We start from the raw sequence: 15831 nt of genomic DNA, 5'->3' as shown, positions 1-15831 counted from the left end.
TGACAACGTTGTCAACCACAGTCGTGGTTTTTCCACGATTTAGGGTCCCGCCAGAGGAACCCGGACCCCGCCCTTCGGCTTGTTGCTACGAACGGGAGTCCACCATGTCGGTTCTGGCGATCCTCTTGATTTCGGGCGTTTTCATGCTGGCGGCGATGGCCGGCGTCGCCGACATGCTGGTGCATTTCGTGTGCTGGGGCTTTGGTCGGCTGACAGAACCGAAGACCAGCGCCGAAGGGCCTCAGCCGCCGGCGCAGGGAATCACGGCGTAGCGCCGAGCGGCCAGCCAGCGGCTTCCCGAACCGTCGGCCATGTCCTGAACGAAGGACGCCTTGGGCGTCCAGTCCCGGGCGTTGAGGCCGCGATCCAGCGGCGTTTTCTCATCGTCCCAGCGTGGCCATACGATCCAGGCCGGGGCGTCCGGCGCGGCACAGAAGGCGCGCACCTTCGCGAGGCTCGGCGTTGCGGTGCGCTGGTTCGGAACGGTGAGCGCTCGCATCCAATCACGTCCGGCCAGGCCCGCCGCCTGAAGGCGCTCGGCGCGGTGGGCGAGTTCAAGGGCCAGCGGTCGCGAGAAGACGACCCCGGCGCTCTGCACCTTGCTGGACCAACTGGGCCGGCCCATCAGCGTCCAGGGCTCGACATCGCCGACCATCCACAGCACCTCGCCCGGCTTCCAGGCGGTGATGGCCACGAGGTCGGGGTCCCTGCCCTGGTCGCGATCGCGGACGAAGGCGGAGCGGTCGTCCCACAGCATCACGGCCAGCACGCCGACCACCGCGACGGCGGCGATGCGGACGGCGAGCGGCGGCGCTTTCCAGCCGCGCGCCAGCCACAGGCCGATGACCAGGGCTATGGCGAGGCTGGGCAGGTCGCTGCTCCAGACGAAGCCGTGGCTGAACGGCCAGGCCGGCGGCATCCGCTCCAGGGCCGCGACCAGGGCCACGCCGCGCAGCGCGCCATAGGTCAGGGCCGCTATAGCCAGGAAGCCAACAGCGATTCGCGAGAACAGCGCCGGGCTGCGGAACTTCATCGTCCCGCCGACCAGCACGAACAGCAGCCCGACCGGCGCGGCCAGCAGGCCGAGGTCCCCACTGTCGCGGAACATCCAGGCGACGCCGAGCAGGGCCAGGCCCAGCAGCCCTGACGGACCGCGCTTGGGCAGCTCGAAGCACAGCAGCGCCAAGCCCGCCGCCGACAGCACGGCCAGGGGCTCCAGCGTCCGCCAGCCCTGGACCTGCAGGAACAGCAGCAGCGAAAGCTTGTCGCCCAACAGCCAGGTCGCCGCGACGCCGATGGCGCCGGCGATCAGCGCGCCGAGCGCCAGCCGACGCGGCGCGCCGTGCAACACGAACGCCGCCGAGGCCAGGGTGCAGGCATGGACGGTCAGGCGCCCCCAGGTGTCGATCGACCACAGCGAGGGGAACAGGATCGGACTGCGCATCTCGACCACCGCCCGCCAGGCCGGATCCATGACGGTGACGATGCGGTCGGCGACCGGCAGGTGCAGCAGGGCTGCCGCGGCCAGGACGACGGCGCCGGCCAGGCCGGCCCATAGCCAGCGGCGGTCCTCGATGCAGATGGCGAGACCGATGGCCGCGGCGGCGCAGAGGCCCATGATCGGGTGGAACAGCATGCCCGGAACGCAGGCCGCCAGGGCCAGTACGCGGCGTCCGGAGAGGTAAGCGGCCATGCCCAGCAGGCCGGCCGCTTCGGCCAGGCCACGCGGGGTGGCGTAGGGCTCGCCGAAGCCTATGACGTCCATGGGGCCGTACAGCGACGGCAGGGCGACGATGAAGACCAGGGCCGCCCAGCGCACGGCGGGAGGGCTGTCGGCCAGGAAACGGTGGGCCAGCAGGGCGACGGCGGCGAACCAGATGACCAGGGTCAAGGCGACGATGGCCATCGCTCCGCCCGACAGGCCCAGAGCGTGGATCAGCTCGGCCAGCATCGGCGTGAACAGGCTGAACCCGAACTGCCCGTCGTGGACGAACAGCAGGTCCTTGCCGACCCCGCCGGGATCGAGCTTGCCCAGCGCGTCGGCGACATAGAGCCGGCCGTCGTGGCGGATGCCTTGATAGGGACGGCTGAGCAGAAACAGGCCGAACGCCGCCAGCAGGCCGAGCCACGGCCCTTTCAGCAAGCGTTCCAGACGGCTCACGGCCGCGCGGCGTCGATCCGGGGGGCGCGGAACAGCAGCGCCCGGCGGACGGCGAAGTTGAAGACGAAGACGATCCCGGCGGTGGGGATCTTGGCCAGGCCCGGGGTCATGTGCAGCATCTCGACCCAGAGGGCCATGAGTCCCTGGGTCAGGACCAGACCGGCCAGGCCGACGCCGAGAAAGCCCATGAACTCGCGCTTGCGGTCGGCGATCGGGCGGTGGGCGAAGACCATCCGCACCGACAGGGCGTAGGCCACGCCGATGCCGCTGGTGAAGCCCGTCGCCGAGGCGACCAGATAGTTCACGCCGAACTTGGTCAGCAGGAGCAGCAGGCCCCAGTCGACGGCCAGGGCCGCCGCGCTGGCGAAGCCGTAGAGGACCAGCTCACGCAGCCCTTCAGGCAGACGCCGCCAGAGCTGCAGGACCAGGGTCATGATCAGGCGGCGACCTTCTTGGGCACCGCGCGTTCGCTGCGCAGGGCTTCACGAGCGCCGGAGACGCCGGCTTCGCCGTACTCGGCGTCCTCGTTCACTTCCCAGACGTCGTGGACGATCTCGCCGGCGATGATGTTCTCGGCCGTCAGCAGGCCGGTCATCATGGCGTGGTCCTGGTTGTTGTACTTGTGCATGCCGTTGCGGCCCACGAGGTGCAGGCCCGGGAAGTGCATCTTCAGGTCCAGGCGGATCATCTTGATGTGCTCGGCATAGGCGTCGTCATAGACCGGATAGGCCTTGTGCTGGCGCACCACGCAGGCGTCGTAGACGTCTTCCGGATCCATCAGGCCGATCTTGGCGATCTCGCGCTTGGCCTGGGCGACCAGGTCCTCGTCCGAGGTGGTCCAGAGGCCGTCGCCCTCGAAGCAGAAATATTCCAGGCCGAGGCAGGTCGAGACGCCGTCCGGGATCATTTCCGGCGACCACGAGCGGAAGTTCTGCACGCGGCCGACCTTCACGGACGGGTCGTGGATGTAGATCCAGTTGTCCGGCAGTTCCTTCTGCGGCTTGCCGATCAGCACCACGGTCAGGAAGTCGCGGTACATCAGCTCGCCGGCGTGGAAGACGCTGATCGGGGTCGGGCTGACGGCTTGCATCAGCTCGCGGATCGGGGCCGAGGAGACCACGTCATTGGCCGTGTAGATCTCTTTCTTGCCGTCGGCGCCCGTGACGCTGACGGTCCAGATCTTGGCCATCTTGTCGTAGTGCAGGCCGTCGACCTTGCGGCCCATGTGGATGTGGCCGCCCAGGGCGGCGATCTTGGCGGCGCAGGCCTCCCACATCATGCCGGGGCCCTTGCGGGGATAGCGGAAGCTCTCGATCAGGGTCTTGGGCGCGCCCTCACCGGTCTTGGCCTTGACGCCCAGCGAGCGCTTGAGGCCGTCGATGATCGCCGAGGCCAGATCCAGGCCCTTGATGCGCTGGCTGGCCCAGTCGGCCGAGATCTCGTCGCAGCTCATGCCCCACACCTTCTCGGTGTAGGTCTTGAAGAAGATCGAGAACAGCTTCTCGCCGAACTGGTTGCGGACCCATTCGTGGAAGGTGGTCGGGTTTTCGATCGGCTTCAGCTTGGCCCAGCCGAACGAGGCCATGCACTTGGTCGCCGTCCAGACGCCCAGGTTCGCCAGGGCCTCGAAGGCCTTCAGCGGATAGGCGTAGAACTTCTCGCGGTAATAGATCCGCGACAGACGGGGCCGGTCGATGAAGTCGTCGGGCAGGATCTCGTTCCAGAGGTCGACGATCTCCTTGCTCTTCGAGAAGAAGCGGTGACCGCCGATGTCGAACTTGAAGCCCTTGTAGTCCACGGTCCGGCTGATGCCGCCGACATAGGTCGGATCCATCTCCAGCACGGTCACGCCCCGGCCTTCCTTGGCCAGGGTGTAGGCGGTCGTCAGGCCGGCCGGTCCGGCGCCGATCACCAAGGTTTCCACGTGCTGGGCCATCCGCCCCTCCAATCCCATTTCAATACAGCATGGGGTCGGATGGTTAAGGCGGTGTCCCCAGGTGTGGTGAATCCAGGTTAATTGTGAATCCGGGACGATTGGTCGCGCTGAAGCCGCTTCACGCGGAAACCGCTGAAGTTCGAAAGGGACCGCGGAGCGCCGGGCGTCGCCCGGAGGATGTGAGTTTGGAGTACCGGTTTCGGCGAGGGCCGAACGCTCCGCGCAGCCGTTATCCGATGAGCCTCCGGGGCGCGGGGTCTTAACCCGCTCCGGAAGAGGCCCCCGACGGGCGGGCTGAGGTGGCGACCCCAGTCCCGGATACACAGGCGATTTCAGCCCGTGCCTGCCGCGCTCGCCAAAGCCTTTGCCGCCAGGGCTTCGTCCCGATGTTTCAGGGAACCCGCTTCTGGATCCGTCGCGAAGGCGAGTCTCCGAAGAGACCCGGCGAGCGCTTCCCGCTCGACTACCCCTGACAGCCGCCCAAGTCGCCGGCCGGACGTCCCTTTCAAGCCATCAGGTGAGGAAGAGTATGGGGCAGGGCTGAACGCGGATGATTGGCGGGCGCATAAAAGTGAGAAGTGGTTGATTTTGCTGAGATCGAGATCGCGAACGCCGAGGATAGACCGCGCACAACCCCCTCTCTCTTAGAGAGAGGGAGGGGCCCATGCGCAGCATGGGAGGGTGAGTGGTTACACCCTCAGCCGGCGTGCCGGCACATAGCTCGCAACAGCGCCAGGATCGTCCACGGGCTTCGCCTACCCACTCACCCTCCCACGCCTACGGCGCGGGCCCCTCCCTCTCTCCATGAGAGAGGGATCTAGGGCCGCCCCCCCAAGTCGCCTCGCCGACACTCCCTCGCATCCTTCTGCACGCCAGCCGCGTTGTGAGCCCGAGGGATTTTCACGACGAGGACATGACATGACCCGGCTCATCGTCATCGGCCTGGCCATCGGCGCCATGGCCCTGCCGGCTCTGGCGCCCACCGACGCGGACGCCGCCACCTGCCGCAGCCGCAAGGCCACGGGCACCGTGATCGGCGGCCTAGGCGGTGCGCTGGTCGGCAACGCCATCAAGCGTGGCGGCACGGGCCTGATCGTGGGCGGCTTGGGCGGCGCCCTGGTCGGTCGCGAGATCGGCAAGAGCGGCTGCCGCACCCGGACGGCCTACTACAGCGGCGGCTCGCGCGGTGCGTCGAGCTATCAGGCCCGGCCGCAGCCCCAACAGGTCCGTCAGGTTTATTACGACCACATGGGCAACCCGGTCGCCACCAACACCGGCGGGACCTATCAGCAGGTCTCCAACACCACGGGCGGCGGCGTTTGCCGCGACGCCACGATCTCGTACTACGACGAACGCGGGAAGCTGAACTCGCGCGCCGTCCAGATCTGCCCCCGCTAAGTGACGGAAATCCAAAGATGATCCGCAAACCTGTGATGGCCGTCCTGGCCTTCGCCGCCCTCGGCCTCGTCGCATGCGAGAACCCGCATGAGGGCATGGCCAACTCCAAGATCTGCGCCGACTTCAAGACCGCGCCCGGGGTCACCGCCGCCGCCGATCCGTCCACTCCGGTCGAGGAATGCGCGCGCCGCTGGGCCTATAGCCTGGCCGGCTCGCGCGACAGCGCCGAGGTGGTCGCCGAGGCCGTGGTCGCCGCCTGCGCGCCGGCGCTCAGCAAATGGAACCAGGCCTCGCTGGGCCAGGCCGCGCCGAACGGCGAGCAGGCCCTGAGCCTGACCACCGGCCAGCCGACCAACCCGCTGGCCGAGCACAGCGCCTTCGCCCAGGGCCGCGCGCTGTTCTACGTGGTCCAGGCCCGCGCCGGCCGCTGCAGCCCGCCGCCGGTCAAGAACGGCGTCCCCGAAGGGCTCTAGGCCTCCCAATCTCCCTATGGCAGGGTCGGAGCCGGACACCGCTCCGCACCCGGGCATGCGCACCGCCGCCCCTGCCCTTCCATAGGGACATGACGAGCGATGACCTCATCGACCTCGACCATCCGGTTCGGCCGCCTGGCCGCGTCCGCCTTCACGCGCGACATCCAGGCCGCTTACGCCTTCTATAGAGACGTCCTGGGCTTTACGAAGACCTTCGAGAACGGCGACCCGGTCGGCTTCATGATCCTGGAGAAGGACGGCGCTGAGCTGCATCTGAACCTGGTCAAGGACCACAAGGCCTCGACGACCAATATCGCCCATCTGATGGTCGACGATGTCGACGCCCTGCATGAGCGCCTGGTCGCGGCCGGGGCGCGGATCGTCAAGTCGCTACAGGACAAGGACTACGGCCTGCGGGCCTTCGTCTTCGCCGACCTGGACGGCAACCGTATCGACGTTGGCCAGCCGCTCGCGGCGCCCAAGCCGCCAGAAGCGCCGTGCTTCGAGAACCGCCGGCTGGGCGGCATCAGCTTCGTCAACTGCGGCATGGTTCAGGCGCGGTTCGAGAACGTGAACCTGTCGAAGGCCAGCTTCACCGACATCAATCTCAGCGGCGCGCGCTTCGACGACATCAACATGTCGGGCGTCTCGATCGACAACGCCAATATCGAGGGCCTGACGATCTACGGCATCGACATCCACGCGCTGGTGCAGCCGGAACTGCACAAGCCGCGCAAGGGCTAGGGCCGACAACGCTCCCGGGTCATCTCTACCTTTAAAACCGCCGTCATTCCCGCCCTTGTGGCGGGAACCCCTGGTTCAGCTGGCACGTGAAGCGCAAGCGACGTGCCCAGCACGTCGCCCCTCCCGCACCTGCGGCGGACAGAGGGGTTCCCGCCACAAGGGCGGGAATGACGGAGGAAATATGGGTGGCGAACTGCGAACCGCCCCTACCCCTTCGCCGCCCGCTCCCACGCCAAAAACTCCGGCGTCTCCAGCAGGCGCTGCGCATAGGCTTGCGCCGCCCCCGCGTCGCCATGGTCCGCGAGCGCGATCCCGTAGGTGCGGAAGCGCGTCGCCACCGGCGTCCAGAAGGCGTCGGCGATCGACCAGTCGCCCAGCAGGAACGGCCCGTCCGAGCGCGCGAGCAGCTGGTTCCAGCGCTCGACGATCTTGCGCACGTCCTTCTGGGTCGCCTCGGAGAGGTCCAGCTTGCGGGGCGCCTCGTCCAGGGCCATTGGGCATTCGCCGCGCAGGGACTGGAAGCCCGAATGCATCTCGGCCGCCGACGAGCGGGCCAGGGCGCGCAGGGTCGGGTCGGCCGGCCACAGCTTCGCCTCGGGGAATTTCTCGGCCAGGTATTCGCAGATCGCCAGCGAGTCCCAGACCACCAGGTCGCCGTCCTTCAGGGCCGGGGCCAGCTTGCTGGGCGAGATCTCGCCGATCCTGGCCGTGGTCACCTCGCCCTGGCGCAGTTCGACCTCGATCTCCTCGAACGCCGCGCCGGTGCGCTTGAGCGCCAGCCACGGACGCAAGGACCAGGTGGACCATGCCTTGGTGCCGATCACGAGTTCCATGAGCTCTCTTCCCCTGACGCAATTGCCGGATGGCGCTTCCGCTTACCGTGCGTCTAAGGTGGCCTCAACGATTAGAACAAATGTTCGAGGGAGAGAGTCCATGGCGGAAGCCGCCACGCCGTCACCCGTTATCGCCCCCGTCTCGACGGCCTATCGCCGCTACGCCCTCTGGGTTCTGCTGATCATCTACACCCTGAACTTCCTGGACCGGCAGGTGGTCAACATCCTGGCCGAGCCGATCAAGCGCGACCTGAACCTGGCCGACTGGCAGCTGGGCATGATGACGGGTCTCGCCTTCGCCATCTTCTACACCGTGCTGGGCATCCCGATCGCGCGGCTGGCCGAGACCAGGAACCGGCCCTTCATCATCGGCGCCTCGGTGGCGGCCTGGAGCGCCTTCACGGTGCTGTGCGGCTTCACCCAGAACTTCTGGCAGCTGATCCTGGCCCGCATCGGCGTGGGCGTCGGCGAAGCCGGTTGCACCCCGCCAGCCCACTCGCTGATCACCGACTATGTGCCGCGCGAGAAGCGGGCCAGCGCCATCGCCTTCTATTCGATCGGCACGCCGCTCGGCACCCTGGCCGGCATGGCCATGGGCGGGCTGATCGCCGACGCCTATGGCTGGCGCGTGGCCTTCATGGTCGCCGGCGCGCCGGGGGTCATCTTCGCCCTGATCGCCGCCTTCACCCTGGTGGAGCCGCGCAAGAAGCTGGCCGCCGAGATGGCCGCCCGCGCCAGTTCCCAGATCAGCTTCGCCGCCGCCCTGGCGGTGCTGGCGACCAAGAAGACCTTCTGGCTGGTGGCCCTGGCCGCCTCGATCAAGGCCTTCATCGGTTACGGCCACGCGCCGTTCACCTCCTCGTTCTTCTTCCGCAACCACGGCCCCGAGCTCGCCCAGCTGGCGTCCATGTTCGGCCTGAAGTCGGCCGGTTTCTTAGGGTTGGCGCTGGGCCTGATCGGCGGCACGGCCGGCGTCATCGGCGCCTGGCTCGGCGGGGTCTTCGCCGACCGCCTGGGAGCCAAGGACCTGCGGGCTTATGTCACCGTGCCGGCCGTCGCCTCGCTGATCACCATCCCGATCTTCATCACCGCCGTCAGCCTGGATGCGCCGATGACCGCCATCTGCCTGCTGGCCATCAACGCCCTGCTGGGAACCCTGTGGTACGGCCCGGTCTACGCCACCGCCCAGAGCATCGTCGATCCGGCGCTGCGGGCGACGGCCTCGGCCGTGCTGCTGCTGGTCATCAACCTGATCGGCCTGGGTCTGGGTCCGCTGGCCGTGGGCATCCTCAGCGACGTGCTGGCCGGCCCGATGGGGCTGGGCGAGGCGCAGGGCGTCCGCTGGGCGCTGATGGTTTCGGCCACGTTGGGCCTGGCCGCCTTCGGGCTGTTCTGGGCGGCCCGCAAGACCATTCGCGACGAGATGGTGGCCTGATTTCGCGAGGCGCCGGAGGCTCGAAATTTAGCCTCTGGCGCTTCGCCTTCCGCAACGTCTACAGTCCCTTCAAACAGTAGAACAAATGTTTGAAGGGAGAGAGTCAGGATGGCCGACGCGCGTGCGTCCGGCGGCGAACCGCCGCTTTATTCAAACGGTTACAAGGCGACGGTGCTGGGCCTGCTGCTGGCGGCCTATACCTTCAACTTCATCGACCGGACGATCATCGCCACCATCGGCCAGGCCATCAAGGTCGACCTGAGGCTCACCGACACCCAGTTGGGCCTGCTGGGCGGCCTCTACTTCGCCCTGCTCTACACCGTCCTGGGCATCCCGATCGCCCGCCTGGCGGAGCGCTGGAACCGGGTCAGCATCATCTCGCTGTCGCTGGTCATCTGGTCGGGCTTCACCGCCCTGTGCGGCTCGGCCTCCAGCTTCGCCCAGCTGGCCCTCTACCGCTTCGGCGTCGGGGTCGGCGAGGCCGGCTGCTCGCCGCCCAGCCACTCGCTGATCAGCGACTATTACGAGCCCAAGAAGCGCGCCTCGGCCCTGTCGATCTATTCGTTCGGCATCCCGCTGGGCACCATGTTCGGCGCGGTGGCCGGCGGCTGGCTGGCCCAGGAGTTCAGCTGGCGCGTGGCCTTCGTCATCGTCGGCCTGCCGGGCATCATCCTGGCCCTGATCGTCAAGCTGGTGGTCAAGGAGCCGCCGCGCGGCCATTCCGAGGTCGTCGAGCGCCCGCTGGAGGCCGAGGCCCTGGTGGTCGAACCGGCGCCGAAGCCGGCCTTCTCCATGGCGACCGAGTTCTCCGAACTGTGGGCCGTCTTCAAGGTGCTGTTCTTCAAGTGGCCCGTGCTGAACATGGTGCTGGGCGTGACCATCGCCTCGTTCGGCTCGTACGGTTCGGGCGCCTTCGTGCCGTCCTACTTCGTGCGGGCCTTCGGGCTAGGCTTGGCGCAGGTAGGCCTGATCACCGGCCTGATCGGCGGCTTCTCGGCCGGCGTCGGCACCCTGGTCGGCGGCTTCATCAGCGACTGGGCCGGCAAGCGCAGCGTCAAGTGGTACGCCTGGGTGCCGGCCATCGGCCTGATCATCTGCACGCCGATCTACATCCTCGCCTACCTCCAGAGCGACTGGAAGGCGACGGCGATGATCCTGCTGGTCCCGGGCATCTTCCACTACGTCTACCTGGCCCCGACCTTCGCCGTGGTTCAGAACTCGTTCGAGCCGCGCCGCCGCGCCACCGCCACGGCCCTGCTGTTCTTCTTCCTGAACCTGATCGCCCTGGGCGGCGGCCCGGTCTTCGCCGGCTGGCTGATCGATCACCTGGCCCAGTTCCACTTCAACACCCCGAACGCCGGCGGCGTGGTCCAAAGCGTGATGGCCTCGTTCGGGGCGGAAGGCGGCCAGAGCTTCGCGGCGACCTGTCCCGGCGGCGTCGCGCCCAAGGGCTCCCCGGCCGAGCTGGCCGCCCACTGCCGCACCACCCTGGCCGTTTCGAGCCAGCAGGGCATCATCGTCTCGCTGTGCTTCTACGCCTGGGCCGGCGTCCACTACGCCCTGGCCGCGATCGGCATGGTCAAGCACATGAAGGAACGCGCGGGGGCTTAGTCGCCTACTTGCCCCCTCCGGATGCTGCGCATCCTCCTCCCCCGGAGGGGGAAGAAGGATCGCGGCGTCTTCTTCCCCCTCCGGAGGAGGAGCGCGCAGCGCGGAGGGGGCAAGTAATAAGTCTCTTCCCTTGACTCACCGGCCCGAGCGGCCGAAACGCCCGCCCATGATCAGCCGCTACGCCCGCCCCGAAGCCGCCGCCATCTGGTCCAGCCAGACCAAGTACAAGATCTGGTTCGAGATCGAGGCCCACGCCGCCGACGCCATGGCCGAGATCGGGACCATCCCGAAGCTCGCCGCCGAGACGATCTGGGAAAAGGGCCGCGACGCGGTCTGGGACAGCGACCGCATCGACGAGATCGAGCGCGTCACCAAGCACGACGTCATCGCCTTCCTGACCCACGTGTCGGAGATCGTCGGTCCGGAAGCCCGCTTCCTGCACCAGGGCATGACCAGCTCGGACGTGCTGGACACCTGCTTCGCCGTGCAGCTGAGCAAGGCCACTGACCTTCTGCTGGAAGACGTCGACCTGGTCCTGGCCGCTCTGAAGCGCCGTGCGCTCGAGCACAAGATGACCGTCTGCGTCGGTCGCAGCCACGGTATCCACGCCGAGCCCCTGACCTTCGGCCTGAAGCTGGCTGGCTACTACGCTGAGTTCCAGCGCGCCAAGGAGCGCCTGGCGATGGCCAAGTTCGAGATCGCCACCTGCGCGATCTCGGGCGCCGTCGGCACCTTCGCCAATGTCGACCCGCGCGTCGAACAGCACGTGGCCGACAAGATGGGCCTGGCCGTCGAGCCGGTCTCGACCCAGGTGATCCCGCGCGACCGCCACGCGGCCTATTTCGCGGCCCTGGGCGTCGTGGCCTCGTCGGTCGAGCGCCTGGCCACCGAGATCCGCCACCTGCAGCGCACCGAGGTGCTGGAAGCCGAAGAGCCGTTCGATCCGGGCCAGAAGGGCTCGTCGGCCATGCCGCACAAGCGTAACCCGATCCTGACCGAGAACCTGACGGGCCTGGCCCGCCTGGTCCGCTCGGCCGTGGTGCCGGCGATGGAGAACGTCGCCCTCTGGCACGAGCGCGACATCAGCCACTCGTCGGTCGAGCGCGGCATCGGCCCCGACGCCACCATCCACCTCGACTTCGCGCTGCGCCGTCTCGCCGGGGTGATCGAGCGCTTCAACATCTATCCCGACAACATGGCCAAGAACCTGGACAAGCTGGGCGGCCTGGTCTTCTCGCAGCGGGTCATGCTGGCCCTGACGCAGGAAGGCGTGTCGCGCGAGGACGCCTATGCCGCCGTGCAGGGCAACTCGATGAAGGTGTGGCGCGGCGAGGGTCGTTTCATCGACTTCCTCAAGGCCGACCCGGTGGTCTCCAAGGCCCTGTCGGACGCGGTGCTCGAGGAGCTGTTCGACTTCGGCTACCACACCAAGAACGTCGACGTGATCTTCAAGCGCGTCTTCGGGGAACAGGGCTAGGGACCACTCTGCGCTGAGCCATCAAAAATCACCGTCATTCCCGCCCTCGTGGCGGGAACCTCTGGTTCAGCTGACACGTGAGATGCAAGCGGACTGCTCAGCAGTCCGCCCCTCCCGCACCTGCGGCGGATAGAGGGGTTCCCGCCACAAGGGCGGGAATGACGGGTATGGTTGTGCATGACGCAGTTCCAACCCAGTCCCTTGCGCAAATCAGGCTTCCCGCCGGTCGTCGACGCGGATACCCGCGTCCTGATCCTGGGCAGCCTGCCGGGCGAGGCCTCGCTGGCGGTTCAGCAGTACTACGGCAATCCCAGGAACGCCTTCTGGCGGCTGATGGAGGGCGTGCTGGACGTGGCGCTCGTGCCGTTGGACTACGAGGCGCGGCTGGCGGCCTTGCTGGCGCACGGCGTCGGCCTCTGGGACGTGATCGCCGAAGCCGAGCGGCCCGGGAGCCTGGACGCGGCGATCCGTGATCCGGCGGCGAATGATCTGGTGAAGCTGATTGAAGGCCTGCCGGCGCTGCGGGTGGTGGCGTTCAACGGTGGCACGGCGGCGAAGCTGGGTGGGCGGCTGATCGGCGAGCGCATAGCGACGATCGCCCTGCCCTCGTCGTCTCCGGCGCATGCGGCGCGGACGTTCAAGCAGAAAGCGGAAGCTTGGGGGGCCCTTAGAACCTCTCTCTCATAGAGAGAGGGATTTTTAGCGCGTCGGCGGCTTCCAGTTGATCACGTGATAGACGGCGTTCGTGGTCCCCACGTTCTTCAACGCATGCGGGCTGTTACTCGCATTGAACACCACCCCGCCCGGCCCGACCTTCTTCCAGACCCCGCCCGACAGCACCTCGACCTCACCCTCGCGGATGATCACCAGCTCCTCGTTCGGATGCTGATGCGGCGCGTGCGAACTCAGCCCCGGCTTCAGGGTGGTGACGTGCATCTCCAGCTCGTCCAGCGTCGCGGTCGGCGCACGGACGATCTGGGCGTAGGCGCCGACGTCGGTGTCGTGGGGCTTGAGGTCGTCCCAGCGCCAGACCGAGGGACCCAGCAGGTCCGGCTTGGGCGCCTGGGCGACGGCCACGCCGGCCAAGGTCAGCACCACCGCCCCAGCGGCGATCGCGATGTCGCGACGGGTGATCATCGCCATCCCCTAGAACGTGTAGGGCTTGCGCTGCGGGCGACTGACCATCGCGTTGGCCTCGTCGTCGCCGATGAAGCGCTCGGCCTTCGGATCCCAGCGCAGGTGGCGGCCGGTCTTCATGGCCGCGTGGTGCAGCAGGCACGTCGAACACGCGCGGTGGCCGACCTCGGCCGGCGCCGACGGCGGCTTGCGCGTGCGGATCGAGTCCAGCCAGTCGCCGTGCTGTTCCTCGGAGCGGCGCAGATGGACCTCGTTCGGGCCGATGACGCTGTCCAGGATCTTAGGACTGCTGGCGCTGAGCGCCGGCATCGGCTTCGCCCCGAAGCTGGGATCGCTGGACGTCACGGCCGCGTCGCGGGCCACGAAGATCCAGCCCTCGGTCCCGATGAACTTCACCCCGTTCGGGAAGTCGCCCGAGATGTCCATGGTCACGCCGTTGGCGTAGCGGGCATGGGTCAGGAACTTGCCGTGCACGTTCCACAGGCCGCTCTTGGGGAACTCGGCCGAGCCCCAGACCTCGATCGGGCCGGAGTGCTCCATGTCCATGCCCCAGTGAGCGGTGTCGACGTGGTGGGTGCCCCAGCCGGTGATCATGCCCGCGCCGAACTGCTCGCAGCGCAGCCAGCCGGGCCGGTCGAAGCTGTCCTGCGGATGTACCCGAATCTCGGTGTAGTAGGCCTCCGGCGTCGAGCCCAGCCAGGCGTCGTAGTTCAGGTTGGCCGGGATCGGCTGCTGCGGCGCCTCGGGGCCGGAGGGATCGCCCGGCAGGCCGACCTCGACATGCTTCAGCTGGCCGATGCGGCCGTTGCGGACCAGCTCGCAGGCGCGGCGGAACTGCGGCCAGGGCTTGTCCGAGCGCTGCTGCGAGCCGATCTGCAGGATGCGTCCGGTCTTGGCCACCGCGTCGGCCATGGTCCGGCCCTCGGCGATGGTCAGCGAGGCCGGCTTCTGCAGGTAGACGTCCTTGCCCGCCTTGACCGCGTGGGTGGCCAGGATGGCGTGCTGGTGGTCGGGCGTGGCGATGATGACCGCGTCCAGATCCTTGGCGGCCAGCACCTCGTGATAGTCGGCATAGGTCCGGGCGCTGTCCCAGGGGCGGCCGAACTTCTTGGAATAGGTCTCGTCGACCAGTTGCTTGCCCAGGGCCAGCCGCTTGGAGTCGACATCGCAGACCGCCAGGATCTGGGCATGGTCGTACTTGAAGGTCTCGGCCATGTCGTGGCCGCGGGCGATGCGGCCCACGCCGATGACGCCGATATTGATCCGGTTCGACGGCGCGTTCTGGCCGAAGACCGTGGCCGGCACGATGGTCGGGAAGGCGATGCCGGCGGCCATGACGCCACGACGCGTAAGCTTGCTCATCGTCCCCTCCCCTAACCCAGGACCGGCTTGGTCGCGGTCTTCTGCGCCGTCAGCACCAGCTCGGCGGCCAGCAGGGCCTGGTCCTGGTCCTGGGCGGTCGCGGTGCGCTCGACGATGTCGTTCACGAACTGCGGTCCGAACGGCAGGGTGACGGCGTTGCAGTCGATGTAGCGGGCCTGCTTGCGGTCCACGATCAGCAGGTGGTTGCCGCCCGGCCGTCCCGTCGGGTCGATATATTTGCGCAGCTCGATATAGCCCTCGGTCCCGAGGATGAAGAGCCGCCCGTCGCCCCAGACGCCCAGGCCGTCGGGCGTGTACCAGTCGACCCGGACATAGCCCGTGCCGCCATCGCCCACGACGGTCATGTCGCCGAAGTCCTCGAACTTGGGATGGTCGGTGTTGGCGATGTTGCCGGTCTGGCTGGCGACGACCTTGGCGGTCTTGCTGCCGGTGTAGAACAGGAACTGGTCGGCCTGGTGCGAGCCGATGTCGGTGAGAATGCCGCCGTAGCGGGCCTTGTCCCAGAACCAGTCCGGACGGCCGGTCCCGATCCGGTGCGGCGCCAGGTTCACCGTCTGCACGACCTTGCCGATCGCCCCGGCCTGGACCAGTTCGGCGGCCTTGATCGCCGAGGGCACCTCCAGCCGCTCGGAGTACATGATCGCGTACTTGCGGCCGGTCTTCTTCACCGCCGCGCGCACCTGAGCCAACTGCTCCAGGGTGATGATGCCCGGCTTGTCAGCGAGATAGTCCTTGCCCGCCGCCATCACCTTCAGGCCCAGCGGCGTGCGCTGGTCGGGGATCGGGGCGGCGGCGACCAGCTGGATCGACTTGTCGTTCAGGATCTGGTCGATGCTGGCGGCCACGGGCACGTCGCCGTGCTGCTTCCTGAAGTCGGCCAGCTGCTTGGCGTCATTGCCGTAGGCGTAGACCCACGCGCACTCGCCGCCGCCCCGCTTCACGGCCGCCGTCATGCTCATGATGTGGTAGTGGTCGAGGCCGATCACCGCGAACCTGATCTTGTGCCGAGACGTCACGACCGGACCGGGTCCGGCGACCTCTTGCACCGCTTGCGCCAGGGCCTCGCCGCCCGCCAGAGCGGCCCCGCCGACACCGGCCGCCATCATGAAAGCCCGTCGGCTCGCAAGGTCATTCATCGTTTCCTCCACGCGCCAGCCTGGCCTGACCAATCTTTTGGGAGATCAGACCATTGAACCGGGCAGAGGGAAATCCCTTTTCGCTCGCCGGGAGGGCGATCGGCCCT

Annotated in this window: 15 protein-coding genes and 2 pseudogenes; 8 read left to right on the top strand and 9 right to left on the bottom strand. The window is 67.8% G+C overall.

From position 1 onward, the window contains the following. Window positions 1–104 precede the first annotated feature (104 nt). The gene (locus tag AC07NN_RS12650) at window positions 105–272 is read left to right on the top strand and encodes a hypothetical protein (RefSeq protein ID WP_494641188.1); all 168 of its coding nucleotides are present in this window, start codon (window positions 105–107) and stop codon (window positions 270–272) included. Here AC07NN_RS12650 and AC07NN_RS12645 read toward each other — a convergent pair. The 3 genes from AC07NN_RS12645 to AC07NN_RS12635 are packed head-to-tail and all read right to left on the bottom strand — an operon-like array spanning window position 242 to window position 4097. Continuing rightward, window positions 242–2161 carry a hypothetical protein gene (locus AC07NN_RS12645; RefSeq protein ID WP_494641186.1) on the bottom strand — a complete coding sequence of 640 codons (1920 nt, stop codon included), beginning with the start codon at window positions 2159–2161 and terminating at the stop codon, window positions 242–244. The two genes, AC07NN_RS12650 and AC07NN_RS12645, sit on opposite strands and share 31 nt — an antisense overlap. Beyond that, window positions 2158–2595, bottom strand: coding sequence for a GtrA family protein (locus tag AC07NN_RS12640; RefSeq protein WP_494641184.1), 438 nt, complete (start codon window positions 2593–2595; stop codon window positions 2158–2160). The genes AC07NN_RS12645 and AC07NN_RS12640 overlap by 4 nt, the downstream gene beginning before the upstream one ends. Window positions 2596–2597: 2 nt before the next feature. Next, a complete protein-coding gene (locus tag AC07NN_RS12635; RefSeq protein WP_494641182.1) occupies window positions 2598–4097 on the bottom strand; it encodes an NAD(P)/FAD-dependent oxidoreductase in 1500 nt (499 codons plus the stop codon). Between the two features lie 918 nt (window positions 4098–5015). Between AC07NN_RS12635 and AC07NN_RS12630 the strand changes: the two genes are divergently transcribed. From AC07NN_RS12630 to AC07NN_RS12620, 3 genes are all read left to right on the top strand, one after another. After that, window positions 5016–5495: a hypothetical protein gene (locus tag AC07NN_RS12630; RefSeq protein ID WP_494641180.1), complete on the top strand. Its 480-nt coding sequence runs from the start codon at window positions 5016–5018 to the stop codon at window positions 5493–5495. A 17-nt stretch (window positions 5496–5512) separates the two neighbouring features. Next, a complete protein-coding gene (locus tag AC07NN_RS12625; protein WP_494641178.1) occupies window positions 5513–5968 on the top strand; it encodes a hypothetical protein in 456 nt (151 codons plus the stop codon). Window positions 5969–6067: 99 nt separating this feature from the next. Continuing rightward, on the top strand, window positions 6068–6712 hold the full coding sequence (locus AC07NN_RS12620; protein ID WP_494641176.1) for a VOC family protein: 645 nt from the start codon (window positions 6068–6070) through the stop codon (window positions 6710–6712). Between the two features lie 41 nt (window positions 6713–6753). Here the strand turns inward: AC07NN_RS12620 and AC07NN_RS12615 are convergent. Continuing rightward, window positions 6754–6895 (bottom strand): annotated as a pseudogene (locus AC07NN_RS12615) (hypothetical protein); the annotation flags it as partial. 23 nt (window positions 6896–6918) lie between these two features. Continuing rightward, window positions 6919–7545, bottom strand: a complete 627-nt coding sequence (locus tag AC07NN_RS12610) for a glutathione S-transferase family protein (RefSeq protein ID WP_494641174.1) — start codon at window positions 7543–7545, stop codon at window positions 6919–6921. Between the two features lie 100 nt (window positions 7546–7645). On the opposite strand from AC07NN_RS12610, the gene AC07NN_RS12605 reads away from it, so the two are divergent. The 3 genes from AC07NN_RS12605 (at window position 7646) to purB (ending at window position 12068) form a co-directional block, all read left to right on the top strand. After that, on the top strand, window positions 7646–8980 hold the full coding sequence (locus AC07NN_RS12605; protein ID WP_494641172.1) for a spinster family MFS transporter: 1335 nt from the start codon (window positions 7646–7648) through the stop codon (window positions 8978–8980). 108 nt (window positions 8981–9088) lie between these two features. Further along, window positions 9089–10591 (top strand): spinster family MFS transporter, encoded by a 1503-nt coding sequence (locus tag AC07NN_RS12600; protein ID WP_494641170.1) that lies wholly within the window; start codon window positions 9089–9091, stop codon window positions 10589–10591. A 166-nt stretch (window positions 10592–10757) separates the two neighbouring features. After that, window positions 10758–12068: an adenylosuccinate lyase gene (gene purB, locus AC07NN_RS12595; RefSeq protein ID WP_494641168.1), complete on the top strand. Its 1311-nt coding sequence runs from the start codon at window positions 10758–10760 to the stop codon at window positions 12066–12068. A gap of 32 nt (window positions 12069–12100) precedes the next feature. On the opposite strand, the pseudogene AC07NN_RS12590 reads toward purB, so the two are convergent. Further along, window positions 12101–12260: pseudogene (locus AC07NN_RS12590) on the bottom strand (hypothetical protein); the annotation flags it as partial. Between AC07NN_RS12590 and AC07NN_RS12585 the strand changes: the two are divergent. Then, entirely contained in the window at window positions 12246–12755 is a 510-nt protein-coding gene (locus tag AC07NN_RS12585; protein ID WP_494641166.1) for a DNA-deoxyinosine glycosylase, read from the top strand. The pseudogene AC07NN_RS12590 and the gene AC07NN_RS12585 overlap by 15 nt on opposite strands. 12 nt (window positions 12756–12767) lie before the next feature. Here AC07NN_RS12585 and AC07NN_RS12580 read toward each other — a convergent pair whose 3' ends face one another. From AC07NN_RS12580 to AC07NN_RS12570, 3 genes are read right to left on the bottom strand one after another with little or no spacing between them, the layout of a single operon-like run. Continuing rightward, a complete protein-coding gene (locus tag AC07NN_RS12580) occupies window positions 12768–13205 on the bottom strand; it encodes a cupin domain-containing protein (protein ID WP_494641164.1) in 438 nt (145 codons plus the stop codon). A gap of 9 nt (window positions 13206–13214) precedes the next feature. Then, a complete protein-coding gene (locus tag AC07NN_RS12575) occupies window positions 13215–14567 on the bottom strand; it encodes a Gfo/Idh/MocA family protein (protein WP_494641162.1) in 1353 nt (450 codons plus the stop codon). 11 nt (window positions 14568–14578) lie between these two features. Further along, entirely contained in the window at window positions 14579–15724 is a 1146-nt protein-coding gene (locus AC07NN_RS12570; protein ID WP_494641161.1) for a Gfo/Idh/MocA family protein, read from the bottom strand. Between the last annotated feature and the right edge of the window lie 107 nt (window positions 15725–15831).

This window comes from Caulobacter sp. GW821-FHT09H08, assembly GCF_059415885.1.
The sequence above is the reverse complement of the archived record's forward strand: the minus strand, read 5'-3'. Positions and strand labels throughout refer to the sequence as shown.

Bases quoted from the DNA above. Each gene is read 5' to 3' on its own strand.
- AC07NN_RS12630 (WP_494641180.1), top strand. From the start codon at position 5,016: ATGACCCGGCTCATCGTCATCGGCCTGGCCATCGGCGCCATGGCCCTG.
- AC07NN_RS12605 (WP_494641172.1), top strand. From the start codon at position 7,646: ATGGCGGAAGCCGCCACGCCGTCACCCGTTATCGCCCCCGTCTCGACG.
- AC07NN_RS12575 (WP_494641162.1), bottom strand. From the start codon at position 14,567: ATGAGCAAGCTTACGCGTCGTGGCGTCATGGCCGCCGGCATCGCCTTC.
- AC07NN_RS12635 (WP_494641182.1), bottom strand. From the start codon at position 4,097: ATGGCCCAGCACGTGGAAACCTTGGTGATCGGCGCCGGACCGGCCGGC.
- AC07NN_RS12585 (WP_494641166.1), top strand. From the start codon at position 12,246: ATGACGCAGTTCCAACCCAGTCCCTTGCGCAAATCAGGCTTCCCGCCG.
- AC07NN_RS12600 (WP_494641170.1), top strand. From the start codon at position 9,089: ATGGCCGACGCGCGTGCGTCCGGCGGCGAACCGCCGCTTTATTCAAAC.
- purB (WP_494641168.1), top strand. From the start codon at position 10,758: ATGATCAGCCGCTACGCCCGCCCCGAAGCCGCCGCCATCTGGTCCAGC.
- AC07NN_RS12620 (WP_494641176.1), top strand. From the start codon at position 6,068: ATGACCTCATCGACCTCGACCATCCGGTTCGGCCGCCTGGCCGCGTCC.
- AC07NN_RS12650 (WP_494641188.1), top strand. From the start codon at position 105: ATGTCGGTTCTGGCGATCCTCTTGATTTCGGGCGTTTTCATGCTGGCG.
- AC07NN_RS12570 (WP_494641161.1), bottom strand. From the start codon at position 15,724: ATGAATGACCTTGCGAGCCGACGGGCTTTCATGATGGCGGCCGGTGTC.
- AC07NN_RS12610 (WP_494641174.1), bottom strand. From the start codon at position 7,545: ATGGAACTCGTGATCGGCACCAAGGCATGGTCCACCTGGTCCTTGCGT.
- AC07NN_RS12625 (WP_494641178.1), top strand. From the start codon at position 5,513: ATGATCCGCAAACCTGTGATGGCCGTCCTGGCCTTCGCCGCCCTCGGC.
- AC07NN_RS12580 (WP_494641164.1), bottom strand. From the start codon at position 13,205: ATGATCACCCGTCGCGACATCGCGATCGCCGCTGGGGCGGTGGTGCTG.
- AC07NN_RS12640 (WP_494641184.1), bottom strand. From the start codon at position 2,595: ATGACCCTGGTCCTGCAGCTCTGGCGGCGTCTGCCTGAAGGGCTGCGT.